Annotated in this window: 22 protein-coding genes and 3 tRNA genes; 12 read left to right on the forward strand and 13 right to left on the reverse strand. The window is 70.4% G+C overall.

The window, feature by feature from the left end:
• Positions 1 to 33 precede the first annotated feature (33 nt).
• From ACTWNK_RS28590 to ACTWNK_RS28625, 8 genes are all read right to left on the reverse strand, one after another.
• Positions 34 to 1,179, reverse strand: a complete 1,146-nt coding sequence (locus ACTWNK_RS28590) for an ADP-ribosylglycohydrolase family protein (RefSeq protein WP_474307638.1) — start codon at positions 1,177 to 1,179, stop codon at positions 34 to 36.
• Positions 1,176 to 2,171 (reverse strand): ADP-ribosylglycohydrolase family protein, encoded by a 996-nt coding sequence (locus tag ACTWNK_RS28595; RefSeq protein ID WP_474307639.1) that lies wholly within the window; start codon positions 2,169 to 2,171, stop codon positions 1,176 to 1,178. The genes ACTWNK_RS28590 and ACTWNK_RS28595 overlap by 4 nt, the downstream gene beginning before the upstream one ends.
• Before the next feature lie 6 nt (positions 2,172 to 2,177).
• The gene (locus ACTWNK_RS28600) at positions 2,178 to 3,284 is read right to left on the reverse strand and encodes an ADP-ribosylglycohydrolase family protein (RefSeq protein WP_474307640.1); all 1,107 of its coding nucleotides are present in this window, start codon (positions 3,282 to 3,284) and stop codon (positions 2,178 to 2,180) included.
• Positions 3,281 to 4,576, reverse strand: a complete 1,296-nt coding sequence (locus ACTWNK_RS28605) for an ABC transporter substrate-binding protein (RefSeq protein ID WP_474307641.1) — start codon at positions 4,574 to 4,576, stop codon at positions 3,281 to 3,283. The genes ACTWNK_RS28600 and ACTWNK_RS28605 overlap by 4 nt, the downstream gene beginning before the upstream one ends.
• A 40-nt stretch (positions 4,577 to 4,616) precedes the next feature.
• Complete coding sequence (locus tag ACTWNK_RS28610; protein ID WP_474307642.1) at positions 4,617 to 5,435, reverse strand: carbohydrate ABC transporter permease; 819 nt, start codon at positions 5,433 to 5,435, stop codon at positions 4,617 to 4,619.
• Positions 5,432 to 6,352: a carbohydrate ABC transporter permease gene (locus tag ACTWNK_RS28615; protein WP_474307643.1), complete on the reverse strand. Its 921-nt coding sequence runs from the start codon at positions 6,350 to 6,352 to the stop codon at positions 5,432 to 5,434. The genes ACTWNK_RS28610 and ACTWNK_RS28615 overlap by 4 nt, the downstream gene beginning before the upstream one ends.
• Positions 6,349 to 7,371, reverse strand: a complete 1,023-nt coding sequence (locus tag ACTWNK_RS28620; protein ID WP_474307644.1) for a LacI family DNA-binding transcriptional regulator — start codon at positions 7,369 to 7,371, stop codon at positions 6,349 to 6,351. Before ACTWNK_RS28620 ends, ACTWNK_RS28615 begins: the two co-directional genes overlap by 4 nt.
• A gap of 90 nt (positions 7,372 to 7,461) precedes the next feature.
• The gene (locus tag ACTWNK_RS28625) at positions 7,462 to 8,481 is read right to left on the reverse strand and encodes a phosphotransferase enzyme family protein (RefSeq protein ID WP_474307645.1); all 1,020 of its coding nucleotides are present in this window, start codon (positions 8,479 to 8,481) and stop codon (positions 7,462 to 7,464) included.
• A gap of 109 nt (positions 8,482 to 8,590) precedes the next feature.
• On the opposite strand from ACTWNK_RS28625, the gene ACTWNK_RS28630 reads away from it, so the two are divergent.
• Both ACTWNK_RS28630 and mihF read left to right on the forward strand, forming a co-directional pair.
• Positions 8,591 to 8,995 carry a GlcG/HbpS family heme-binding protein gene (locus tag ACTWNK_RS28630; RefSeq protein WP_474307646.1) on the forward strand — a complete coding sequence of 135 codons (405 nt, stop codon included), beginning with the start codon at positions 8,591 to 8,593 and terminating at the stop codon, positions 8,993 to 8,995.
• A 302-nt stretch (positions 8,996 to 9,297) separates the two neighbouring features.
• Positions 9,298 to 9,606, forward strand: coding sequence for an integration host factor, actinobacterial type (gene mihF / locus ACTWNK_RS28635; protein ID WP_474307647.1), 309 nt, complete (start codon positions 9,298 to 9,300; stop codon positions 9,604 to 9,606).
• A gap of 1,173 nt (positions 9,607 to 10,779) precedes the next feature.
• Here mihF and ACTWNK_RS28640 read toward each other — a convergent pair.
• Together ACTWNK_RS28640 and ACTWNK_RS28645 are read right to left on the reverse strand one after the other, a co-directional pair.
• Complete coding sequence (locus ACTWNK_RS28640) at positions 10,780 to 11,427, reverse strand: response regulator (protein ID WP_474307648.1); 648 nt, start codon at positions 11,425 to 11,427, stop codon at positions 10,780 to 10,782.
• Complete coding sequence (locus ACTWNK_RS28645) at positions 11,418 to 12,665, reverse strand: sensor histidine kinase (RefSeq protein WP_474307649.1); 1,248 nt, start codon at positions 12,663 to 12,665, stop codon at positions 11,418 to 11,420. Before ACTWNK_RS28645 ends, ACTWNK_RS28640 begins: the two co-directional genes overlap by 10 nt.
• A gap of 186 nt (positions 12,666 to 12,851) precedes the next feature.
• Here ACTWNK_RS28645 and ACTWNK_RS28650 point away from each other — a divergent pair, with 186 nt between their 5' ends.
• A complete protein-coding gene (locus tag ACTWNK_RS28650; protein ID WP_474307650.1) occupies positions 12,852 to 14,147 on the forward strand; it encodes an acyltransferase family protein in 1,296 nt (431 codons plus the stop codon).
• Positions 14,148 to 14,164: 17 nt separating this feature from the next.
• Here the strand turns inward: ACTWNK_RS28650 and ACTWNK_RS28655 are convergent, their stop codons facing one another.
• Positions 14,165 to 15,208 (reverse strand): DUF4344 domain-containing metallopeptidase, encoded by a 1,044-nt coding sequence (locus ACTWNK_RS28655; RefSeq protein ID WP_474307651.1) that lies wholly within the window; start codon positions 15,206 to 15,208, stop codon positions 14,165 to 14,167.
• 76 nt (positions 15,209 to 15,284) lie between these two features.
• Here ACTWNK_RS28655 and ACTWNK_RS28660 point away from each other — a divergent pair, with 76 nt between their 5' ends.
• A complete protein-coding gene (locus ACTWNK_RS28660; protein ID WP_474307652.1) occupies positions 15,285 to 17,780 on the forward strand; it encodes a DEAD/DEAH box helicase in 2,496 nt (831 codons plus the stop codon).
• A gap of 47 nt (positions 17,781 to 17,827) precedes the next feature.
• On the opposite strand, the gene ACTWNK_RS28665 is transcribed toward ACTWNK_RS28660, so the two are convergent.
• Positions 17,828 to 18,460: a hypothetical protein gene (locus ACTWNK_RS28665; RefSeq protein ID WP_474307653.1), complete on the reverse strand. Its 633-nt coding sequence runs from the start codon at positions 18,458 to 18,460 to the stop codon at positions 17,828 to 17,830.
• A gap of 48 nt (positions 18,461 to 18,508) precedes the next feature.
• Between ACTWNK_RS28665 and ACTWNK_RS28670 the strand changes: the two genes are divergently transcribed.
• On the forward strand, positions 18,509 to 19,021 hold the full coding sequence (locus ACTWNK_RS28670) for a DUF2087 domain-containing protein (protein WP_474307654.1): 513 nt from the start codon (positions 18,509 to 18,511) through the stop codon (positions 19,019 to 19,021).
• Positions 19,018 to 19,350, forward strand: coding sequence for a DUF1330 domain-containing protein (locus tag ACTWNK_RS28675; RefSeq protein ID WP_474307655.1), 333 nt, complete (start codon positions 19,018 to 19,020; stop codon positions 19,348 to 19,350). Before ACTWNK_RS28670 ends, ACTWNK_RS28675 begins: the two co-directional genes overlap by 4 nt.
• On the opposite strand, the gene dusB is transcribed toward ACTWNK_RS28675, so the two are convergent.
• A complete protein-coding gene (gene dusB / locus ACTWNK_RS28680) occupies positions 19,299 to 20,408 on the reverse strand; it encodes a tRNA dihydrouridine synthase DusB (protein ID WP_474307656.1) in 1,110 nt (369 codons plus the stop codon). The genes ACTWNK_RS28675 and dusB overlap by 52 nt on opposite strands.
• Before the next feature lie 130 nt (positions 20,409 to 20,538).
• On the opposite strand from dusB, the gene ACTWNK_RS28685 reads away from it, so the two are divergent.
• The 6 genes from ACTWNK_RS28685 to ACTWNK_RS28710 all read left to right on the forward strand — a co-directional run bounded on the left by ACTWNK_RS28685 (position 20,539) and on the right by ACTWNK_RS28710 (position 22,432).
• Positions 20,539 to 21,192, forward strand: coding sequence for an ACT domain-containing protein (locus tag ACTWNK_RS28685; protein WP_474307657.1), 654 nt, complete (start codon positions 20,539 to 20,541; stop codon positions 21,190 to 21,192).
• Positions 21,193 to 21,249: 57 nt separating this feature from the next.
• A tRNA-Gly gene (locus tag ACTWNK_RS28690) sits at positions 21,250 to 21,321 on the forward strand.
• Positions 21,322 to 21,349: 28 nt separating this feature from the next.
• Positions 21,350 to 21,423, forward strand: a tRNA-Cys gene (locus ACTWNK_RS28695).
• Position 21,424: 1 nt separating this feature from the next.
• Positions 21,425 to 21,499 (forward strand) — tRNA-Val (locus tag ACTWNK_RS28700).
• A 173-nt stretch (positions 21,500 to 21,672) separates the two neighbouring features.
• Positions 21,673 to 21,924 (forward strand): hypothetical protein, encoded by a 252-nt coding sequence (locus tag ACTWNK_RS28705; protein WP_474307658.1) that lies wholly within the window; start codon positions 21,673 to 21,675, stop codon positions 21,922 to 21,924.
• Positions 21,905 to 22,432, forward strand: coding sequence for a DUF6879 family protein (locus tag ACTWNK_RS28710; RefSeq protein ID WP_474307659.1), 528 nt, complete (start codon positions 21,905 to 21,907; stop codon positions 22,430 to 22,432). The genes ACTWNK_RS28705 and ACTWNK_RS28710 overlap by 20 nt, the downstream gene beginning before the upstream one ends.

The raw sequence follows: 22,432 nt of genomic DNA on the forward strand, positions 1-22,432 counted from the left end.
CTGTGCCGTGCGGTCGTGCCCGCGTGAGCCCGGTCATGCGCCGTCCTCGACCAGGTCGGCGAAGGCCTGTTCGTGTGCTCTTCGGCGTTGGACGTCGCGGTGGTGGACGCGGGCGGCGACGGCGGCCAGGGCGCGGCCGGGGGCGACCAGGTCGACCCTGCTGGCCCTGGCCACGTCCTCGGCCCAGTCGGGCGGCACACAGGCCTGGCCGCCGAGCGCGCCTGCGATGGCGCCGCCCATGGAGGCGATGGAGTCGGCGTCGCGGCCGTAGTTGACGCCGCCGAGCACCGTCTCGCGGTAGTCGCCCTTGGCGATCAGCAGGAAGGCCAGCGCGAGCGGCAGCTCCTCGATGCTGTGCACGCGCGACGGCCGGCGCGCACCGAGCCCCTGGTCGCGGTAGGTGTCGGCGACGGTGTCGAAGGGGCGTACGGCCGTGCGCAACGCCTCGAAGGAGCCGTCCCAGTGGCCGAGGTCGCGGGCGCGTGAGCACACGGCGTCGATCGCGGCCCTGGTGCCGTCCTTGGCCAGGCGCAGGCACGCCGCCACGACCGAGTCGGCGCTGGCCCCTGGCCGCATCGCCTCGGCCACGGCCGCCGCCATCACGCCCGCCGCCTCACGCCCGTAGCTCGACTGGTGCGCGCCCGCCAGGTCCACGGCCTCGGCGTATGCGGCGTCGGGGTCGGCGGCGTTGACCACGCCGACGGGGGCCATGTACATGGCGGCGCCGCAGTTGACGATATTGCCCACGCCCGCCTCGCGGGGATCGGCGTGCCCGTAGTGCAGGCGCAGCACCAGCCACTTCTCGGCCAGGAACACCCGCTGCAGCGGCAGCGCCTCGCTCTCCAGCTCCGGGATCCAGCGCGGCTCGCCGATCATCTCGGGCACCAGCAGCTCGGCCGCCGCATAGGCGTCAAGATGGCCGCCCGCCCGCTCGTACACCCTGATCAGCGCATGGGTCATCAGGGTGTCGTCGGTGACGTGCCCGTCGCCCTTGTGGTACGGCGCGATGGGCCTGGCCGTGCGCCAGTCGGGGAAGTACGGCGGGACGATGCCCGCGACCTGCCCGCCGTACCTGTCGACGATCTGTTCGGGCGTCCAGCCTTCGGTCGCGCCGCCGAGCGCGTCGCCCACCGCCGCCCCGACCACGCAGCCGACGGCCCTGTCCTCAAGCGGCGTCATGCCCTTCCCTTCCGCACGATGTCCAGCAGATCTGCTCCACGAAACTCCGGCAGGCAGCACCCGGCCAGCCTCGACGCCGCCGTACGCCAGGGCACGGGCACGGCCGCGAGGCCGCCGCACGCGCCGGTCAGGGCGCCGGTGAGCGCGGGGGCCGAGTCGGCGAGCGAGGCCAGGCACGCGGCGGCGGGCACGGCCGAGACCAGCGCACCCCCGGCGGCCTCGGCCAGCGCGAGCGCGACCGGCACGGTGTGCGCCGCGGTGACGCCGTAGCTGTAGACGTGGTCGAGCAGCTCGGCGTCGAGCGCGGGCACGGCGGCGAACGGCTCGCCCGCCCGCCGTGCGACCTTCAGCGCCGCCCGCGCGTTGTGCCCGATCGCGGTGTCGGCCGGCAGCACCTCCAGCGCCGCGGCCACCGCCGCCCGGACGTCGCCCGTGCGTACCGCCGTGCCGATCGCCTCGGCCATCGCGTGCGCGGCCAGGACGCCGTCACCGGCGTTGGTGACCCGGGCGTCGGGCAGCGGGTCGCGGCCGAACGCGCCGAACGCCACGGCTCTGACGGCCGCGGCGTCGTCGAAATGATGCGGGTTGTCGTGCCCGCTGGCCGGAGGGCCGACGCCCCTGCGCAGGTTGTCCAGCGCGCTCGCCACCGAGATCCTCGCCCGTACGTCGGTGCGCACGGCCAGTGCGCCGAACGCCTCCGCCCGGTCGGCGTCGATGGTCCGCAGCGTCCAGGCCAGCCATTCGGCGTCGTCCGAAGGGCCGGTCGCCAGCGGGGCCACCGGCTGGTTGAGTGCGAAGGGCACCGGCAGCGTGGTGATCGCGTGCTCCTCGGCGAACGCGTCGAGCTCCCTGTGCAGCCGCCTGCTCCACGGCGCGTGCAACGCCGCCCGATGCCTGGCCGCGGGCCATCCGGCGGCGTCCCCGACCGCGAGCCCCAGGAACGCGCCGTCGATCCGGTCACCGGCTCCGGCGTCCATCTTCTGCCCGGTCATGGGCCGCTATCCGCCTTTCCCGAGTTCGGTCGGTCCGTCGCCTTCGGCTTCGGTAGGTCCGTCGCTCTCCGTTTTGACAGGTCCGTCGCCCTTGGCTTCGGTGGGTCCGCCGCCCTCAACTTCGACAGGTCCGTCGTACTCGGCTTCGACAGCTCCGCCGCCCTTGGCTAGGTCCGTGGCCGCGTCCAGCACGTGCATGCCCTTGACCGCGGGCAGGCAGGCGCCCGACACCGGCCCGATGCGCGCCGCCCACCTGCGTGGCACGCCCTTCTCGCCCTGCCCGGCCCCGGCCAGCGCCCCCGCGATGGCCGCGGTCGTGTCGGCGTCACGCCCGAGGGCGACCGCGCGCACGACGCTCTCCTCGACGTCTCCCTCGCCCCGCAGATACGCGGCGAACGCCAGCGCCACCGCCTCGGGCGCCAGATCGGTCCACGGGTAGTGCCGTGCCACCACGGCCGCGTGCAGTTCCTCGGGGTCGTCACCCGCCGCCAGTGCCCGTTCGATCGACCGGTATGTCCACGAGTCGACGGGCACGACCGACACACCGGCCGCGACGACCGCCTCGGGCGGCGCGCCCGTCATGGCCATCGCCACCGCCCCCGCCACCGCACGCCCGCCGAGCACGCCCTCGCCGCTGTTGCTCACCCGGCCGTCCTGCTCGGCCAGCCGCGCCGCCTCCCACGGCTCCCCCGCGCAGAACACCCCGTACGGCGCCGCCCGCATGGCCAGCCCGTCGGACCAGCCGTGCGAGTGCGCCAGGCCGGTCAGCGGCGGCTCCAGGCCCCTGCGCAACGCCTGGACGGCGCCCAGCTCGGAGAACCCGGCGCCCCGCATCGGGCCCACGGCCGCGGGCACGATCTCGGCCCGGTAGGCGGCGGCCACGTCGGCCGAGGTGAGCGCCCTGCCGTGGCGCAGCAGCAGGGTGGCGGCGAACAGGGCGTACTCGGTGTCGTCGGTGCCGCCGCCCTCGATCTCGGTCAACCGGCCCCACCGATCGGCGATCTGCGCCGGTGTCATGTTCTCCGCCGGTCGCCCGAGCGCGTCGCCCGCCGCCAGGCCGAGCAGGCACCCTCTGGCCCTGTCGATCCTGGCGGCCGGGCCCGGCTGGATCACTTGTAGCGTCCCAGCACGGCGTTGCCGTCCTCGACCAGGACCGCGGCCACCTCGTCCAGCGTGAGCTCGTCGGCGAAGTACTTCTGCAGCGCCGGGGTCGCGACCTTGCTCTTCCACTCGTCGAACCCGTTGACCTTGAGGTACGGCGCGACGACGAGGTTCTTGGCCGATGCGGTCGCCACGTCCCAGCCGTTGTCCTTGGTGGTGATGGCGGGGTCCTGCGCCGCGGCCAGCGAGGTGGGCAGCAGCCAGTCGCCCTTGGCGAGCTTGGCCTGGTTGGCGCCGTTGAGGAAGAAGGCGATGAACTTCGCCGCCTGCTCGGGGCTCTTGCTGTCGGCGGCCACCGAGAGCGTCTGCGAGACCGCGCCCTGCTCGGCCGTCGTGCCCTTCAGCGGCGGCAGCGTCACCCAGTCGAACCCGTCGGGCGCCTGCTCGGCGATCTGCTGACGCAGGTAGACGCCTCCGGCGACCATCGCGTACTTGCCGCCGAAGAAGCTCGGCAGCGGCTCGGCGGCTCCCAGGCCGAGTGCGGCCGGGTCAGCGGACTTGTCGACGTACAGCTGGTCGTGCACCCGCTTGAGCACCTCGCGCTCCTCGGGGCCGACCTGGACGGTGGTGGTGCCGTCGGGCGCGGTCCTGAAGAACGTGCCGCCGAAGTTCAGGGCTAGGTTGAGCATCTTGTTGACCGGCGACTTCATCGGCCAGGCGACGCCGTAGGAGCCGTTCTTCGTCAGCCGCCTGGCCGCGTCGGCGAACTCGTCCCAGGTCCACGGCTGCTCCGGCGTGGGGGTACGCGCCTTGACCTCGTCGAGCAGTTTCCTGTTGGCGAACAGCACCTGCGACTCCTGCAGGAACGGCACGCCGTACACGCCCTGTCTGCCGCTCTTGTCGCTGAAGGTCACGGTGTCCCAGGCGGCCTTCGGGATGTCGCTCGACAGCTCCTGCGGGAGTCGGCCGGTCAGGTCGAGCAGGAAGCCGCGTGCGGCGAAACCGGCGAGGGCCGGGGAGTCCTCGTGGATGACGTCCGGCGGGTCGCCCGCCTCGAACGCGGTCACCAGCTGGTCGTTCACATTGTCCCAGCTGCCCTGGACGTACTTCACCTGGATCTTGGGATTGGCCTTGTTCCAGGCGGCCACGATCTCCTTGTTCGCGGCGATCGCCTCCTTCTGCCAGGCGAGGCTCTGGAAGGTGATCGTCACGGGCTCGTCCTTCGGCGCCTCCTCGGCGGCGCCGCCCCCGCACCCGGCAGTGGCCAGGGCGAGCAATGCTACGGCGGCCACGATGCGTCTCATGACACTTCTCCTATCAAGGGTGGTACAAGGTGGGGGTGGTTCATCCCTTGACGGCACCGGCCATGAGGCCGGACTTCAGCCGCCGCTGGATGAGGGCGAAGAACACCAGGCTCGGGATCGTGGCCAGCAACGAGGCCGCGGCGAGCGGGCCGAGCCTGACGACGCCCTCGGCGCCGGTGAACTTCACCAGCGTCAGCGGCAACGTCTGCGACTCGGGGGACTTCATCACGACGAGCGCGAAAAGGAACTCGTTCCACGAGGAGATGAACGCGAACAGCAGTGTGGCGACCACACCGGGCGCCAGCAGCGGCGCGACCACGCTCACGATCGAACGCCAGCGCCCGGCCCCGTCGACGGCCGCCGCCTCCTCCAGCTCCCTCGGCACCGCCCGCACGTAGCCCTGCAACATCCACAGCGCGAACGGCAGGGTGAACGTCACGTGCACGACCGTCAGCCCGGCCAGCGTGCTGACCAGGTCGAGGTTCTTGAGCACCATGAACAGCGGAATGATGATCAGGATGAACGGGAAGACCTGGCTGACCAGCACCCACCCGTTGGCCACCCGGGCCACCGCTCCCCTGTGCCTGGCCAGCGCGTAGGCGGCCGGAAGCGCGAGCACCACGGTCAGCACCGCGCTCGCCACCGCCACGACCAGGCTGCGCGTGGCCCCGCCGAGCACGTCCTGCTCGGCGAAGGCGGCGGCGAAGTTGTCCAGCGTCGGCTCGCGCGGGATCCACGTCGGATCGAGCAGCGCCATCTCCTGGGGCGTCTTGAACGCCGTCGACAGCAGCCACAACAACGGAAAAGCCAGGAAGAGCACATACCCGGCCAGCGCGAGGTACTGCCCGGCCCTGCTCACACCGCCTCCCGCATCTGCCGCCACAGATAGACCCCGAGTACGGCGAGCACCACGATGACGATCGCGACGCCCAGCGTGGCCGCGTAGCCGAAGAAGCCGTACTTGAACGCCTCCTCGTAGGCGAACAGCATCGGCAGCCTGGTCTGCCCGCCTGGCCCGCCGCCCGTGAGCACCCAGACCAGGCCGAACTGATTGACGTTCCACACGAAGTCGAGCGAGGTGATGGCCACGATGACCGGTCTGAGCTGCGGCAGGGTGATGTTCCAGAAGCGCCGCCAGCGTCCGGCGCCGTCCACCTCGACGGCTTCGTAGAGCTCCTTCGGCACGTTCTGCAGCCCGGCCAGCAGGACGACGGTGGTCTGCGGCATGCCCGACCAGACGCCGACCACGACGATGGCGGGAAGGGCGAGGGAGAAGTCGGCCAGCCAGTTGACGTCGGTGCCGAGCAGGCTGTTGAGCAGCCCGGCGTCCGGGTGGTAGACCAGGCGCCACATCAGGCCGACCACGACCGGCGGCATCGCCCACGGCACCACGGCCAGCACCCTGGCCAGGCCCCGGAAGCGTAAGCGCTCGTTGAGCAGCAGGGCCAGGCCGAGCGCCGCGGCGAACTGCAGCACGGTCACCGAGACCGCCCAGACGAGGCCGATCCTGAAGGAGCTCCAGAAGTCGGCGTCGCCCAGCAGCCTGCCGAAGTTCTCCAGGCCGGTGAACGACGTCACCGCATTGCGCCCCGACTCGGCGTCGGTGAAGGCCAGCGAGATCCCGTACAGGAGCGGTCCAGCGCTGAACAGCACCACGGGCACCAGCGCGGGCAGCAGCAGCAGGAAGGTGCCGCGTCCCTGCCCCCGCGCCGCACGTCCCCGGCCGGGCGGCGGCGTCGTGCGCCCGGACCTGGGCCGGGTGACCGTGCTGGTCACCCGGCATCGCCCCCCGTTGAGCCCCCCGTTGAGCCCCTGACGACCAGCCTGGGTGGCACGGCGATCACGCGCGGGTCCCTGTCGCCGTTGAGCAGCCGGTCGAGCAGGAGTTCGGCGGCGGCCCTGCCGCGTTCGGCCGAGCCGAGCGAGACGCTGGTGAGCGTCGGCCAGGAGGCGGTGGCCAGGTCGGTGTCGTCCATGCCGACCACGGCCACGTCGTCGGGCACCCGCCGCCCCGCCGCCCTCAGCACGTCGAGCGCGCCGAGTGCGATGAGGTCGTTGGCGCACATGAGCGCGTCGACGTCGGGCGCGCGCCCCAGCAACGCGCTCGCCGCCGCGGCGCCTTCGGCGCGGTAGAAGTCGCCGATCTCGACCAGGTCCTCGTCGTAGGGCAGGCCGAGCGCCCGCAGCGAGTCGGCGTAGGCCGCGCCCCGGGTCGCGCCGGGCACGGTGTCGGTCGGGCCGTTGAGCAGGCCGATCCTGCGTCTGCCGAGCGCGTGCAGGTGGTCGATGGCGAGCCTGACGCCGGTGCGGGAGTCGGCCCTGACATTGTCGACGTGCGTGCCTTCGGGCACCGAGCCGATGATGACGACCGGGGCCCTCGCGGTGGCGATCATCTTCAGGTGCTCGTCGGTGACGCGCAGCGGGCTCATGATCAACCCGTCGACGTAGCGCTCGCCCAGGCTGTGCAGCACGTCGATCTCGTCGGCCGCGATGGCATCGGTGGAGTGCAGCAGCAGCCGGTACCCGGCGGCCTTCAGCACCGGCTGGATCTGCCTGACCATGGCCAGGTAGACCGGGTTGCCGATGTCGGCCATGGCGAACGCCACCTGGTACGTACGGCGGGACTTCAGCGACCTGGCGACGGCGTTGCGCACGTAGCCGAGCTCCTCGGCGGCCGTCAGCACCTTGCGCACGGTCTCCTGCCGGGTGGGCAGGCCGTTGAGCACCCGTGACACCGACGCGATCGAAACACCCGCACGTTCGGCGATCGTGTTGATCGTGGGTCCGTCGGCCAAGGCAGCACCCTTTCGCGAGAACGGTAAACGTTTTCTGTAAACGTTTACCGTGATGGAATCATGAAACAAGCACGCCAGTTCGACGTCAAGTCACAACCGAATAACTCCCGGCCCCCGCGCCCACTCCCCCGAAAGGTAGCGCTCGGCCAGCTCGCACGTGCCACGCGTGTAGCCTGCCCCGAGCTCCCGTGCCACGTCCACCCCTTGGTGCGAGCCGATCCACGCCGTCAGCAACAACCGGCGGAAGAGGATGAACGTCCAGATCTCCCCCTCGTCCTCCCGCGACCCGTACCCGCGCAGCCACGCCTGCACCAGAGCGGGCACCCGGGGGTCGTCCTCGATGAAGCTGAGCGCCGCCGCCAGGTCGTAGAGGTACCAGCCGAAACCGCAGTCGTCGAAGTCGATGACCTGGGTGCGCTCGCCCTCGACCAGCAGATTGGCCAGCCGCAGATCGGCATGGATCAGCCCGTATCTCTCCGGCCCCGCGCCGAACGCGGCCAGCCTCGCGCCGAGCTCCTTCTCCAGGCGTCCGAGCAGCGCGACGGCCTCCGCGTCGACGCCGACGCCGTCCCGCCATCGGCCCCACCTGGCCTCGCCGGTGAAGGCGGCGTCCATGTCCCAGTGGAAGCGCGTGAACGCCTCGGGCCTGCGCCAGCGCCTGGCGTGCTCGTGCATGCGCCTGGTGATCTCGCCGAGCCGTTCGAACTCGGGCTCCAGCCTGTCGTCCGCCGGTTCGCCGCCCGGCAGGAACTCGAAACGCACGCAGTGCCGTGCCCGGCCGCCGCCCTCCGGCCGCACGACGACCACGCGCCTGCCGTCGAGCGCGGGCAGCACCCTGGGGGTCCTGACGCCCGCCTCGCGTCTGAGCGCGGTCAGCCAGTCGAGCTCGGACTCGATCGCGGCCGGCGCGTGGTAGCCGAGCCGGTGCACGCGCAGGATGGACCGCTCGCCCGTGGCCGGGTCGTTCACCTCGAAGGTGGCGTTCTCCGAGACGTTGACGAGCGTGACGGCGGCGCCCTCGGGCAGGCCGTACGCGTCGAGGGCACGCCTGGCCACCTCGGCGACCCGGTCGAGCACGCCGCCGCCCGCAGAAAGATCATGAAGCTCCACGCGCCCCATTCTTCCGTCCCTGTCCAACCGTTGAGCATGATCTTGCGAGAAGGCCTCCCGAGAAGGTACGAACAAGGCACATCCCGAAAAATCATGAAAGCAGGAGTCCGTGAACCTAGAACTCGCCCTGCGCATGTGTGAGGCGGCGCTCAAGCAGGCCGCCCGCGAGGGGGCGCTGATCTCGGTGGCCGTGGTCGACTCGGGCGGGCACCTGGTGAGTTTCATGCGCATGGACGGCGCCGAGATCGCCGGACCCGCCCTGGCTCCCGGCAAGGCCTACACGGCGGTCGCCCACCGCATGTCCACCGCCGACCTCGCCCCCCTCGTGGCACCCGGCGGCGAGCTGTACGGCCTTGCGGGCGGTGCGTACGTGTGCTTCGGCGGGGGCGTTCCGCTGTGGGCGGACTACGGCGAGGGCGAGCGCGTGGTCGGCGCGATCGGAGTGAGCGGCGGGACGGTCGTCCAGGACATCTCCTGCGCCGAAGCCGCAGCTTACGTATGGCGGGCCAACTGACGACCCGCCGTACTCCCCCCGATGCCGGGATCGGTCCTCGGGGCTTCGCATCTCGCCGGATGTGACGTTACGCACGCGACACGCGGGTGCGACAAGACGCACAAACCGCTAAAACCCGGCAAGATGGCCTAGTCAGGGCGCTATGCGCCAGGTGCAGGAGAGTCGGGGGAAACGCATTCCGGGTCCAATCCCCCTTGCTCCCTGACTCACCCGGACATGACCCGCTGTTGTCCGCCATGATTAGCCGCGGCACGACGGGTAACAGAGTCCCGGATCCTAAACTCCCCAAGGAGAGAAAACAGATGGCACTTCCCACTCTCACCCCCGAGCAGCGCAAGGCAGCGCTGGAGAAGGCAGCGGAGGCCCGCGCCGCCCGCACCGCCCTCCTCGCCAAGGTCAAGACCGGCGAGCTCACCTTCGCCGACCTGCTCGAGCGCGACGACGACATCGCCAAGAAGATCAAGGTGTCGCAGGCGCTGCGCGCGGTCAAGGGTGTCGGCCCCGCCAAGGCGACCGCCCTCATGGAGGAGGCAGGCGTCGACGACAAGCGCCGTCTCGGCGGCCTGGGTGCCCAGCAGCGCCGCAAGCTGGTGGACGCCCTCTCGGGCTGACCCGTGCTGCCGGGTCCGCCTCGGTAACCCCAGGCGGACCAGCGGCACCCCGTACGGCGCCGCACCGCCGTACCCACCCTCCTCGCCCTCCGGCGAGCAAACAGCACCACAGGCACGCGCACGGGCCCCCTTCCCTCCTCCGGCCCGTCCCCGCCCACTTCGTGCCTGGTGTCTGGTGTTGAGGGGGTGCTTGTGGGGTGGTTGGGGTGCGGGGTTGGCGGGTTTTGAGGGGGCGTGACGGGGCTGGACGGTGCGAGGGCCGTCCAGGGGGCGAGCGTTGCCGGGGGCTGGGTGCTGGGGGTGGGCGCGGTGGGGTGTGGCTGGCTGCAGGCCTTGCAGGCGCGCAGGCTTTGAAGGGCGCGAGCTTGGGAAGCGCACAGGCTCTAGGCGCGCAGGTCATGCAAGGCTGCGAGCTCCAAGGGGGCGTGAGCCCTCAGAGTGCTTGAGCCCTCGGGGCGCGTGAGCCCTCAGAGTGCTTGAGCCCTCGGGGCGCGTGAGCCCTCAGAGTGCTTGAGGCCTGGAGATGCACAAGCCTTGGAAGTGCCGCCCCATGCCATCGTCTAACCGCATATGACGGGATATGGCCGGACTTGATTCGATCCTGCACGTCAACGTCAACCCGCCCGCCACCACGTCACCACGTCACCACGGCCGAGCGCCACGCTAAGCCAGCCCCAGGCCCAGGCCCCACATCCCCGCTTTACCGGGTACTACGCCCATTCCCGGCCTGCGCCACTCCTGGCCCAGCAGCACGCCGATCGCCGCACACATCACTCCTTGGCCCAGCCGCACACCTGGTCCGACCTCAGTCCGGTCTCAGCCCGGCCGCACCCCCTTCCGCGCTCCGCACCACCCCTGGCGCGGCACCACACCCATCTCGCGTCCCGCCCAAACCCTCCCGGACAGGGGCGCTACGCCAGCCCGGACCAGCCCTGCCCCACGCCCCTCCCCCGCCTCACGTGCGCCGTTCGGGGGCTCAGCCACGTCCTGCTGGAGGGCGCGCCGGGGACGGAGCTCGGGCGGAGTCCCCAGGGCGGCGCTGGGGGCGGCTTGCCGTACCGGGAGCCGGGCTTGTCGTGCGGCCGCCCGGACGCCTGCCGTGTGAGGCATGCCGGACTTCCCGCGAATCACCGCGCTTCCGGGCGGGTCAAGCGCCTCACCCGGCAGCAGGCATCACGTCCGCAAATATGCCAGTACGGCAAGGACGCGGCGGTGTTGGTCGCTGTCGTCGGCGTAGAGGCCCAGTTTGGAGAAGATGCTGCGGATGTGCTTTTCGACGGCGCCGTCGCTGATGACGAGCTGGCGGCCGATGGCGGGGTTGGAGCGGCCTTCGGCCATGAGGCCGAGTACCTCGCGTTCGCGGGGGGTCAGCTGGGCCAGGGGGTCGTCCTTGCGTCTGCGCACCATGAGCTGGGCCACCACCTGGGGGTCGAAGACCGTGCCTCCGGAGGCCACCCTGCGCAGACCTTCGAGGAACTCCTCGACGTCCACGACGCGGTCCTTCAGCAGGTAGCCGACCGCGCCGCTGGCGTCGGCCAGCAGGTCGTCGGCGTAGGAGACCTCGACGTACTGGGACAGGATCAGCATGGGCGCCCCGGGCACCCGGCCGCGTGCGGCGACGGCGGCGCGCAGGCCCTCGTCGGTGAAGGAGGGCGGCATCCGCACGTCGACCACCGACACGTCGGGACGGTGCTCGGCGACGGCCTCGACCAGCGCGTCGCCGTCGCCCACGGCCGCCACCACCTCGCAGCCGAACTCTTCGAGCAGCCTGATCAGGCCCTCTCTGATCAGCACCGCGTCATCGGCCACGACTACCCGCATGGAACCTCCGCCACAATCACCGTCGGCCCGCCCACAGGGGAGTCGACGACGAACTCGCCGTCGACGGCGCGGAGCCGATCGGCCAGCCCCGCCAGGCCGTGTCCCTTGGCGACGTGCGCGCCGCCGACCCCATCATCGCCGATCGTCAGCATGAGCTTGCCACCGGACTTGGTGAGCGTGATCGTGCACAGTGTGGCGCGGCTGTGCTTGGCGATGTTGGTGAGCGACTCGGCGACCACGTAGTAGATCGTGTTCTCGATCGCCGCCGTGTAACGCTCGACGGTCTGCACGTCGAGTTCGACCGGCACCGTGCAGCGTCCGGCGAGCGCCGCCAGCGCGGGCGACAGGCCGCGGTCGGACAGGATGGGCGGTGCGATGCCGCGCGAGAGGGCCCGCAGTTCGTCCAGGGTGTCGCGGGTCGAGACGATGGCCTGGGAGATCATCGCCTGGGCGGCGTCGGGGTCGCGCTCCATGTGACGCTGGGCCCGCGACAGCTCCATCGCCAGCGAGACCAGCCGCTGCTGCGGCCCGTCGTGGATGTCGCGCTCCAGCTTGCGCAGCGCGTTGGCCTCGGCCGAGACGGCGGCGGCGCGGCCCTGGGCCAGGTCGTCGATCCGCTCGCGCAGGTCGGCGGCGCCCACCAGCAGCGCACGGCCGAGCCCGGCCTTGAGCATGGCGCCTCCCCTGGTCACGAACGGCAGCAGCACCGCGGCCAGCACGCCGATGAACATGTAGAAGACGGAGTTGACGATGTAGCTGTCGTCGAAGCCGAGCAGCTGCGGCACCTCCTGGTTGCCGGGAATGCGCATGGTGATCCATCCGTACAACGGCCAGGAGAGCCCGCCGAGTGCCAGCGCCCAGAACGCGACCGCGAAGACGAACGTCACGATCGCGATGGGGAACATCACGATGCCGTGCAGCACGTCCAGCCACGACTGACCGGTGAACAGCGGGTTGGCCGCCCGGCGGAAGAACCCGGCGTTCTCGGGAGCCTCCTTGTACCGGGGCCTGGCGACGGGACGGCCGAGGATCTCGGGCAGCCACCCGCGTTCGGCGTCGGCGAAACCGCGTGCCATCAACAGCGTGCCGCCGAGTATGGGCACGCCGATCCACACCACGGCCAGCCCGAGCCCCGCGGCCATCCCGGCCACGAGCATGCAGAAACAGATGACGGCCGTGGGAAAGCCGATGAACAGATATCTCGTGTCGGTCAGCACGCGACGCAGCATCAAACGCATGCCCTCACGCTACGAGGCCCGCGAGGGGGTACGCGACCCGGCGCACATGCCTATGGGGGTAGGGCCAGCCCTACCCTCCCTGGTGGGGGGATCTTCCCGGTAACAGGGCAGTGAGCGTCACTGTGCTCGTGAGCCCCGCACGGAAGCCTTGAACACGTCACCGAACGGACGAAACGAGGCACTCCGATGACGACGATGCTCCAGGAGCGAACGGCGCTCCAGACGCCGCCCGCCCCCAGGCCGGCCCCTGCGGGCACCGGCGTCCCGCGCAGGGAGCGCGACTCGTTCATCGACCTGCTGAGGCTGTTCGGCATGGCGCTGGTGGTGCTGCAGCACTGGACGATCCCGGTGCTGGCCTTCGACGGCGACCGGCTGTCCACGGGCAACGCGCTGGCCTCGCCCGGCGTGTGGGTGGTGACGTGGCTGAGCCAGGTGATGCCGCTGGTCTTCTTCGCCGGAGGCGCGGCCAATGCGATCAGCTTCACCCGGGCCAAGGGCTCGGCCCCCGCCTGGCTCGCCGTACGGCTGCGGCGGCTGGCCTGGCCGCTGCTGCCGCTGGCGGCGGTGTGGATCCCGCTGCCGCAGATGCTGGCGGCGGCCGGTGTGCCCGCGCAGCCGCTGGAGACGGGGGCGCGGCTGACGGGGCAGCTGCTGTGGTTCCTCGCGGTGTACCTCATCGCGGTCACCGCCACGCCGCTGCTGACCAGGCTGCACGAGCGGTGGGGCTGGCGGGTGCCCGCGGTGCTAGCGGCCGGGGCGGTCGGCACCGATCTGCTGAGGTTCTCGCTGGACACCGACATGATCGGCTACCTGAACATCGTCTTCGTCTGGCTCGCGGTGCACCAGCTCGGCTTCTTCTACGTCCAGGGCAGACTGCGCAGGCCCGCCCTGCTGGCGCTGGGCGGGTTCGGCGCGGCGGCGGCGCTGGTGGCGTTCGGCCCCTACCCCGGCAGCATGATCGGCCTGCCGGGCGCGGAGATGTCCAACGTGGCGCCGCCGACGCTGGCGATACTCGGGGTGGCGTTCGGGCAGATCGGCCTGGCTGTCCTGCTTCGCCCTCTCCTGGTACGGCTGCGCACCGGGCGGCTGGTCGCCTGGGCCGGGCCGCGGATCATGACGGTGTACCTCTGGCACATGCCCGCGCTGTTCACGGTGACCGGCGTGGTGGTCGTGGCGCTCGGTGTGAACACCCCCACGCCCGGCAGCATCGGCTGGCTCGCGGGCTGGCCGCTCTGGCTGGCGCTGCTGGCCCTGGTGATGTGGCCGCTGCTCACCTGCTTCGCCAGGTTCGAGGAGCCGCCCGCGCTGCCGTACGGCAAGGCGACGTGGCCGGGGGTGCTGGTGTCGGCCGCGCTGGTCGGGGGCGGGCTGCTGACGCTGACCGTGTTCGGGTTCGCGCCGGGCGCGGCGCCGGTGCTGGCGACGCTGGCCCTGGTGGCGGGGCTGCTGCTGACCGGCCCCAAGGCCAGGGTTCCGGCCTGACCTCGGCGCCGGTGCGTTCAGCCGACCGTGTCGGTGGTGCCGGGTGAGCCGGTGGTGCCGGGTGAGCCGGTGGTGTCGGGCGAGCCGGTGGTGCCGGGTGAGCCGGTGGTGTCGGGCGAGCCGGTGGTGCCGGGTGAGCCGGTGGGGCTGGTCGTGCCGACCGGCTCGGGGAAGTCCTGGCGCAGGTGCGGGGCCAGCAGGGTGGTCCAGGAGCGGGCCATCTTGTCGTACTCGGCCTCGCACCGCGCCGCACGCTCGACCGGCAGCTCACCGCTGGAGACGAGCGGCAGGAACGCGTTGTGGTTGGAGCCGTACAGGTAGCACATCATGTTGTAGTACCGCTGGCCGCTGAGCGAGTGCTCGTCGGCGAAGACGTCCTTGCCGATCGGCCCGCTCTCGGTCTGCTGCGACATCCGGCCCCACGTGTCGATCGTGCTGATGATCGCGCCGTAGTCCTTGTCCTGCTCGGCCTGCGAGATGAGGACGAGGGCGGCGAGCTGGTCGACGGCGTCCTCCTCCTTGCCCGTCGTCGGCAGGTCGTAGAAGTCGATCAGCGCGTGCCCGAGCTCGTGGTAGTAGATGCCGTTGAGGGCGCCCTCGACCGCCTGGTCCACCTCGGCGGCGTCCGGCTTGGTCTCGCCGTCCTCGGGGGTGGCCAGCAGCTTCATCAGATAGGCGGTCATCTCGTAGCACATCGTGATCGACTTGTTCTCGGGGTCGTAGAAGGCGTTGACCGTGTCGCACTGCTTGGCCACGACCGGGATGTCCGCCGGAGGCACGAACCCGTCGTTGGCCGCCTGCGCCCACTGCTGGACCAGGTCCTCCTCACGCATCAGCCGCTCGGCCCCCAGCAGGTCCCTGTCCACGGGCGCGTCGTAGGAGGGGACGAAACTGTGCCCGGGACTGGGTACGGCGGCGCCCCCCACGGCCTCGTCGGTGGGCGAGGCCGTGGCGCCGGGCGCGGGCTCGGTGGCGGCGACCGGCTTCTGCGGCGTCAGCGAGCACGCGCCCAGCGCGGCGAGGAGAACTCCGGCGGCGAGACCGGACACGATCATCTTCATGAACCGATAGTAGTCACACGAATACGTGAAGTAATGGACGGTCGGACCTGGCCCGTTTCTTCGGCACTATAAGAGGGTGACCCTTCTCGACTTCCTGCCTGAAGAGATCGACGCCGATCCCGATGCCATCTTCGACGCGTTCGTCAGGTGGAACACCGAGCGAGGCCTGGCGCTGTACCCGCACCAGGAGGAGGCGCTCATCGAGGTCGTCTCCGGCAACAACCTGATCATCGCCACGCCCACGGGCTCGGGCAAGAGCCTGGTCGCGGCGGGCGCCCACTTCACCGCGCTGACCCGCGACGTGCGCACGTTCTACACCGCGCCGATCAAGGCCCTGGTCAGCGAGAAGTTCTTCGACCTGTGCGAGATCTTCGGCACCGAGAACGTCGGCATGATGACCGGCGACGCGAGCGTCAACGCGGGCGCGCCGATCATCTGCTGCACGGCCGAGATCCTGGCCAACGTCGCCCTGCGCGACGGCGCCGCCGCCGACATCGGCCAGGTCGTGATGGACGAGTTCCACTTCTACTCCGAGCCCGACCGGGGCTGGGCCTGGCAGGTGCCGCTGCTGGAGCTGCCCGGCGTGCAGTTCGTCCTGATGTCGGCCACGCTCGGCGACGTCACGATGTTCCAGGAGGACCTCACCCGGCGCACCGGGCGCGAGACGTCGGTGGTGAAGAACGCCGAACGGCCGGTCCCGCTCATCTACTCCTACCGCATGACGCCGTTGCACGAGACGCTGGAGGAGATGCTCTCCACCCAGCAGGCGCCCGTCTACGTCGTGCACTTCACCCAGGCCGCGGCCATGGAGCGGGCCCAGTCGCTGATGAGCATCAACATGGCCTCCAAGGCGGAGAAGGAGGCCATCGCCGCCCTGATCGGCCATTTCCGCTTCAGCACGAAGTTCGGCCAGGCCCTGTCGCGCCTGGTCAGGCACGGCATCGGCGTGCACCACGCCGGAATGCTGCCCAAGTACCGCCGCCTGGTCGAACGGCTGGCCCAGGCCGGGCTGCTCAAGGTCATCTGCGGCACCGACACGCTGGGCGTCGGCGTCAACGTGCCGATCCGCACCGTGCTGTTCACCGCCCTGTCGAAGTACGACGGCAACAAGGTGCGCAGGCTGCGCGCCCGCGAGTTCCACCAGATCGCCGGAAGGGCGGGCCGCGCCGGTTTCGACACCATCGGCTATGTCGTCTGCCAGGCCCCCGACCACGTCGTCGAGAACGAGAAGGCGCTCGCCAAGATCGGCGACGACCCCAAGCGCAGGCGCGGCTACGCCCGCAAGAAGCCGCCGGAGGGATTCGTCGGCTGGAGCGAGGAGACGTTCGAGAAGCTCCAGGAGGCCGAGCCCGAGCCGCTCAACTCGCGTTTCAAGGTCAGCAACGCGATGCTGCTCGCGGTCATCAACCGCCCCGGCGACTGCTTCGCCGCGATGAAGCACCTGCTGACCGACAACCACGAAGACCGCAAATGGCAGCGGCGCCACATCAGCCAGGCCATCGCCATCTACCGCTCCCTGCTGGCCGGAGGCGTGGTCGAGCAACTGAGCGAGCCGGACGAGCAGGGCCGCAGGGCCCGCCTGACCATCGACCTGCAGGAGGACTTCGCCCTCAACCAGGCGCTGTCCACCTTCGCCCTGGCCTCCTTCGAACTGCTCTCGCCCGAGTCCCCGACCTACGCGCTCGACATGGTCTCCATCGTGGAGTCCATCCTCGACGACCCGCGCCAGATCCTCTCGGCCCAGCTGAACAAGGCCAAGGGCGAGGCCGTCGCGCAGATGAAGGCCGACGGCATCGAGTACGAAGAGCGCATGGAGCTGCTGGCCGAGGTCATGTACCCTATGCCGCTCGCCGATCTGCTGCTCGGCGCCTACGAGACCTACCGGCGTGGTCATCCCTGGGTCGGCGACTACGTCGTCAGCCCCAAGGGCGTCGTGCGCGACATGTACGAACGCGCGATGACGTTCACCGAGTACGTCCAGTTCTACGAGCTGGCCAGGTCCGAAGGCACGGTCCTGCGCTATCTGGCCGACGCCTACCGCACGCTGTCGCGCACGATCCCCGAACACCTCAAGACCGAGGACCTGATCGACCTCATCGAATGGCTCGGCGAGCTGGTCCGCCAGGTCGACTCCAGCTTGATCGACGAGTGGGAGAAGCTGGCCAATCCGAGCGAGGCGCTGGAGACCCGCGAGACCCTCGACAGCGCCACCAGGCCGGTCACGGCCAATCCCCGCGCCTTCCGCGTGCTCGTGCGCAACGCCATGTTCCGCCTGGTCGAGCTCGCCGCCATCGAGAAGGAGAACGAGCTGGAGGAGCTCGCGCCCGACGTCGACTGGGGAGCCGCGCTCGACGCCTACTACGACGAGCACGAGGAGATCCTCACCGGTCCCGACGCCAGAGGCCCGGCCAAGCTGCAGATCACCGAGGAGCAGGGCCTGTGGCGCGTACGCCAGGTCATCCTCGACCCCGCCGGAGACGGCGACTGGGGCATCTCCGCCCAGGTCGACCTGACCGCCTCCGACGAGGAGGGCCGCGCGGTCGTCCACGTCACCGCCTTCGACCGCCTGTGACCCCGGCCGCCCCGCCGTACCAGGACGGTACGGCGGGGCGGCGGCGGTCAGGCGGCGCAGTCGGCTACGGTGCAGATCTTGGCGAGCATGCGCTTGGCCAGCTTCGTCTGCGGGACGAAGTCGCCCTTCTCCGGCTTGCTGTACTCCCCGCCTTCGGCGTAGACGAGCACCGCGTTGCCCTTGCGTACGACGAGGGCACGCTCACCGCCGATGGCGGCCTGCTTGCCCTGGTAGAGCTGGCCGGTCGCGGCCAGGGCCTCGTCGCCGAGCGCGACGGCCCTCGCGCTGAAGCGGTAGTTCGCCTGCCCGTCCTTGGTGCTGGCGCACTTGCGTACGGCCAGGCGCAGCTCGGCGACGGCCGCCCGGGCGCTCTGCGCCGAGCTGTAGAGCACGACCTGCTCCGACCTGGAGAAGTCGGGCACGCCGGTGTAGATCACGGTCCGCGCGCCGATCCGGCCCGCGGTGGCCAGCCGGGGCTTGCGGCAGGGGTTCACCACGAACTCGGCGTTCTTGCGGCGGTTGATCTCCCAGTTGGTCTCCGGGTCCTTGTCGTCTTGGCCCGCGGCCTTCTCCTGCAGCAGGAAGCCCTTGGGGATCGTGCCCGAGGGGGTGGCCGACGCGGGGAGCGCGGGCACGAGAGTCGCACCGGCGAGTACGGCGGCGATCAGGATCTTCTTCATCACGTTGATCAGACGCCCGAAGCCCGCCAAAGGTTCAAAATGGAGGGCATGAGCGACGAAGAGATGCGGCGGGTGCTGGGACTGCTCTATCAGGAGGACACGCTGAGGGAGCTGGCCGGGCTCGTGCTCGGCGTCGACTCCGGCCTGACCCCCGAGGCCAGGCGTATCGCCCTGGACCGCCTGGAGCGCGGCGGCCTGGTCGTACGCGAGGAGGGGCGCGACTGGCGGGCCAGGCCCGAGCGCTTCCGCGAGCTGCTGCACATGGCGGCCAAGCCCGAGCCCGCCTCCTCGCCCGAGGAGAAGCTGCTGCAGAGCTTCCTGGTCGAGGGCCGGTTGCGCGCCCTGCCCACCAAACGCGACAAACGCCTCGTCGTCCTGAGATACGTCTCGCGGGTGTTCGAACCCGGTGTGCGCTATCCGGAGAAGGACGTCAACGTCGCCCTGCGCGCCTTCCACGACGACTTCTCGGCGCTGCGGCGCTACCTGGTCGACGAGGAGTTCCTCAGCCGCGGCGACGGCCTGTACTGGCGCAGCGGCGGCCCCGTGGACCTCGACACATGAGCGTCTACGTGGTTTCGCGGGTGGCCGTGCGCGACCGCGCGGCCATGACGCGCTACGTCGAGCAGGCCCCCGCCACCGTCGAGGCGTACGGCGGGCGCTATCTGTTCAGGGGCGGGGCCGTACAGGCGCTGGAAGGGGCGTGGGAGCACGATCGCCTGGTGCTGCTGGAGTTCCCCGACCGGGCCTCGGCACTGGCCTGGTACGACTCGCCCGCCTACCGGCCGCTCAGGGCGCTGCGGCACGACAGCGCCGACTCCGTCATCCTGCTGGCCGGGCCTCAGCCGCCCGAGGTGTCGGACTCGGCCTCCTCGGCGACCACGGCGTCGTAAGGGTCGTCGAGCCAGCCGTCGGGCAGGTGCACCCGGTCGCGCACGCCCGACTTGCCGCGCGGGGTGTCGGTGTTCGGCGGCCAGGGCTGGTCCAGGTCGAGCCGGTCCAGGCCGGAGCGCAGCCCGTCGAGCGACTCCGACGTGGCCAGCTCGCGCCGCAGCCCGGACCCGACCGTGAAGCCCTTGAGGTACCAGCCGACGTGCTTGCGGAAGTCGGCGATCGCATAACGCTCGGTGTCGTAGCCGTCGACCAGGCCCTTGGCGTGACGCATCATCGTGTCGGCCACCTCGCCGAGCGAAGGCAGCGCGCGCTCGTCGCTGCCCTCGAACGCGTTCTGCAGGTCGCGGAACAGCCACGGCCTGCCCAGGCAGCCGCGCCCGACCACGACGCCGTCGCAGCCGGTCTCCCGCACCATGCGCAGGGCGTCGTCTGCGCTCCAGATGTCGCCGTTGCCCAGCACCGGGATCTCCGGCACCGCCTCCTTCAACCGCGTGATCGCCGCCCAGTCGGCGACGCCGCCGTAGTGCTGGATCGCCGTACGCGCGTGCAACGCGATCGCCGCCACGCCCTCCTCGACCGCGATGCGGCCCGCGTCGAGGTAGGTCAGGTGCTCGTCGTCGATGCCCTTGCGCATCTTCATCGTCACCGGCAGCCGCCCCGCGTTGCCCACCGCCGCCCGCAGGATCCGCCGCAGCAGATGACGCTTGTACGGCAGCGCCGAACCGCCGCCCCTGCGCGTCACCTTCGGCACCGGGCAGCCGAAGTTCAGGTCGATGTGGTCGGCCAGGTCCTCCTCGGCGATCATCTTGACCGCCTTGCCCACCGTGTCCGGGTCGACGCCGTAGAGCTGGATGCTCCTCGGCCGCTCGCTCGCGTCGAACCTGATCATCCGCATCGTCTTCGGGTTGCGCTCGACCAGCGCCCTCGTGGTGATCATCTCGCACACGAACAGCCCGGCGCCCTGCTCACGGCAGAGCACCCGGAACGGCGCGTTGGTGATCCCCGCCATCGGCGCCAGCACCACCGGCGGCCACACCTCGATCGGCCCAATCTTCACCTGTTCAGTTGTAGCGCAGCTCGGGCCGTGAGCGTTATTCGCCGTTACTCTTGGGGCCGGGGCAGGGGGCAAGGGGAGAGGTCACCTGGTGAGGACAGCCTTGTGAGGACATCCGACGGGAGGGGCCGCCATGCTCCTGAAACTTCGCCTGGCACTGCCGGACAGGCCCGGTGCGCTGGGACGGGTCACCCGGGTGCTGGGCATCGCCGGGGCCGACATCACCCAGGTCACGGTCCTGGAACGCGGCGGCGGCAGGGCCGTCGACGACATCACGGTGTTCTGCCCCGACGCCACGCCCAAGGAGTCCCTCGTCACGAGCCTGGCCACGGTGCCCGGCGTGACGGTCGAAGGCGTCTGGGCCACGCGGGAGGCGCCTGGCACCTATCCCGAGCTGGAGATCCTCAAGTACCTCACCACGGCCGGCGAGCGCGCGTTGCACACGCTGGTCGACTCCATGCCGGTGCTGTTCAGCGCCGACTGGGCCGCCGCCGGGACCGAGAAGGAGCCGCGCGAACTCCGCTACGCCAGTTGGCGCGCCCCCGCCGAGGTGCCGCTTCCCGACCTCACCCCGCCACGGCCCACCGCCTCCACGCACGCCTCCGGGCTGCACGTCATCACGGCCCCGCTGCCGCCGCTCGGCCTGACCGTGCTGCTGGCGCGCAGCGAGGGCCCCGCCTTCCACCGGATCGAGGTGCACCGCCTGACCCGCATCCTGGAGATCTTCCTGACCCTCCCCGCCGTCGAGCGCGGCGCCGCACGCCTGCTCCGCAAGGGCGCGGGATGACGCATCCGCTCGGAAAACCCGATAGAGTTCTCTTCGTCGCCCCACAAGAGCGACAACGCGGAAGTGGCTCAGTGGTAGAGCATCACCTTGCCAAGGTGAGGGTCGCGGGTTCGAATCCCGTCTTCCGCTCGGAGAGGCCGTAACTCCGGCCTCGCTCGGTGGAGTGGCCGAGAGGCGAGGCAGCGGCCTGCAAAGCCGCGTACACGGGTTCAAATCCCGTCTCCACCTCCAAGGACGATTAGCTCAGCGGGAGAGCGCTTCCCTGACACGGAAGAGGTCACAGGTTCAATCCCTGTATCGTCCACCAGCTCCGACTCGCTCGGACAGGACCTAGAACCCCAGCTTGTGGCATATGCCACGAGCCTGGGGTTTCTTGCTGTCGGCGGCCGACGGTACGCGTGCCGACTCGGATGGAGCTCTGATTCGCCTCACGGTCTTGACGTCTTCGCGCCACACGTTCAGGATCGAGCAGTCTGCAACATGAGCAACATCGAGGAGTCCCACGTGGCTATTCGTCTGCTCGGAGGCCCGAGTGGCAACCAAGGATCACCCACTCTGTACGAAGACGGGGAAGACATCCTCATCCAGGGGTATGCGCTGAGCCCCGAGGAGATCGCCGCCATCCCGTTCCCCGCCGGACGCTCGCTACCGGACGGCGAGGTCGTCACCCGCGTCCCGAAGGCGCTCATGGCCTTCCTGCCCGAGGAGTGTCGTGGAGCTTCTGAGGCCTGAGCAGTGGGAAGAGTTGTTCACGTCCTTCAAAGAAACCGCGTGGCACCTGGAGCTACGTGATTCTTATGCCGTCGGCGAGGAACAAGAGTTCGTCGATCAATGGCGAAAGGGGCAGCTCGATCTGGAGAGATACAAGGATTCGCGACGCTGGTGGCTGGATCTGATGCGCCGGGCCACACTCTCCGGAAGGCAGGTTCGACGCGCTCGAATCGTGTGCGAGCCCGTCACCGAGTACATCGCATGGGAGCATGCCGGCTCGTACCAGAACGTGGAGGCAGGCGAGGAGATTTCCTGGCTTCCACGACATCGGGCCGGGGCAATTCCCTTGCCTGCCAACGACTTCTGGCTGTTCGACCGACACACCGTTGTCCTGAACTACTGGACCGGGTCCGGAGAGTGGCTGGGCAATGAAGTGACCACGGATCCCGCAATGGCCGAGCTGTGCGCCACGGCCTTTCGGAGGGTGTGGAGCATCGCCGTCCCCCATAGCGAATACCCACTGACGTAG

It is taken from the genome of Nonomuraea sp. IBHARD001 (genome assembly GCF_056106265.1).

What these genes read in the sequence shown, in the direction of transcription:
- ACTWNK_RS28675 (WP_474307655.1), top strand. Translation starts at nt 19,018, where the DNA reads ATGAGCGTCTACGTGGTTTCGCGGGTGGCCGTGCGCGACCGCGCGGCC.
- ACTWNK_RS28670 (WP_474307654.1), top strand. Translation starts at nt 18,509, where the DNA reads ATGAGCGACGAAGAGATGCGGCGGGTGCTGGGACTGCTCTATCAGGAG.
- ACTWNK_RS28605 (WP_474307641.1), bottom strand. Translation starts at nt 4,576, where the DNA reads ATGAGACGCATCGTGGCCGCCGTAGCATTGCTCGCCCTGGCCACTGCC.
- ACTWNK_RS28645 (WP_474307649.1), bottom strand. Translation starts at nt 12,665, where the DNA reads ATGCGTTTGATGCTGCGTCGCGTGCTGACCGACACGAGATATCTGTTC.
- ACTWNK_RS28650 (WP_474307650.1), top strand. Translation starts at nt 12,852, where the DNA reads ATGACGACGATGCTCCAGGAGCGAACGGCGCTCCAGACGCCGCCCGCC.
- ACTWNK_RS28665 (WP_474307653.1), bottom strand. Translation starts at nt 18,460, where the DNA reads ATGAAGAAGATCCTGATCGCCGCCGTACTCGCCGGTGCGACTCTCGTG.
- ACTWNK_RS28685 (WP_474307657.1), top strand. Translation starts at nt 20,539, where the DNA reads ATGCTCCTGAAACTTCGCCTGGCACTGCCGGACAGGCCCGGTGCGCTG.
- ACTWNK_RS28590 (WP_474307638.1), bottom strand. Translation starts at nt 1,179, where the DNA reads ATGACGCCGCTTGAGGACAGGGCCGTCGGCTGCGTGGTCGGGGCGGCG.
- ACTWNK_RS28595 (WP_474307639.1), bottom strand. Translation starts at nt 2,171, where the DNA reads ATGACCGGGCAGAAGATGGACGCCGGAGCCGGTGACCGGATCGACGGC.
- ACTWNK_RS28705 (WP_474307658.1), top strand. Translation starts at nt 21,673, where the DNA reads ATGAGCAACATCGAGGAGTCCCACGTGGCTATTCGTCTGCTCGGAGGC.
- ACTWNK_RS28640 (WP_474307648.1), bottom strand. Translation starts at nt 11,427, where the DNA reads ATGCGGGTAGTCGTGGCCGATGACGCGGTGCTGATCAGAGAGGGCCTG.
- mihF (WP_474307647.1), top strand. Translation starts at nt 9,298, where the DNA reads ATGGCACTTCCCACTCTCACCCCCGAGCAGCGCAAGGCAGCGCTGGAG.
- ACTWNK_RS28655 (WP_474307651.1), bottom strand. Translation starts at nt 15,208, where the DNA reads ATGAAGATGATCGTGTCCGGTCTCGCCGCCGGAGTTCTCCTCGCCGCG.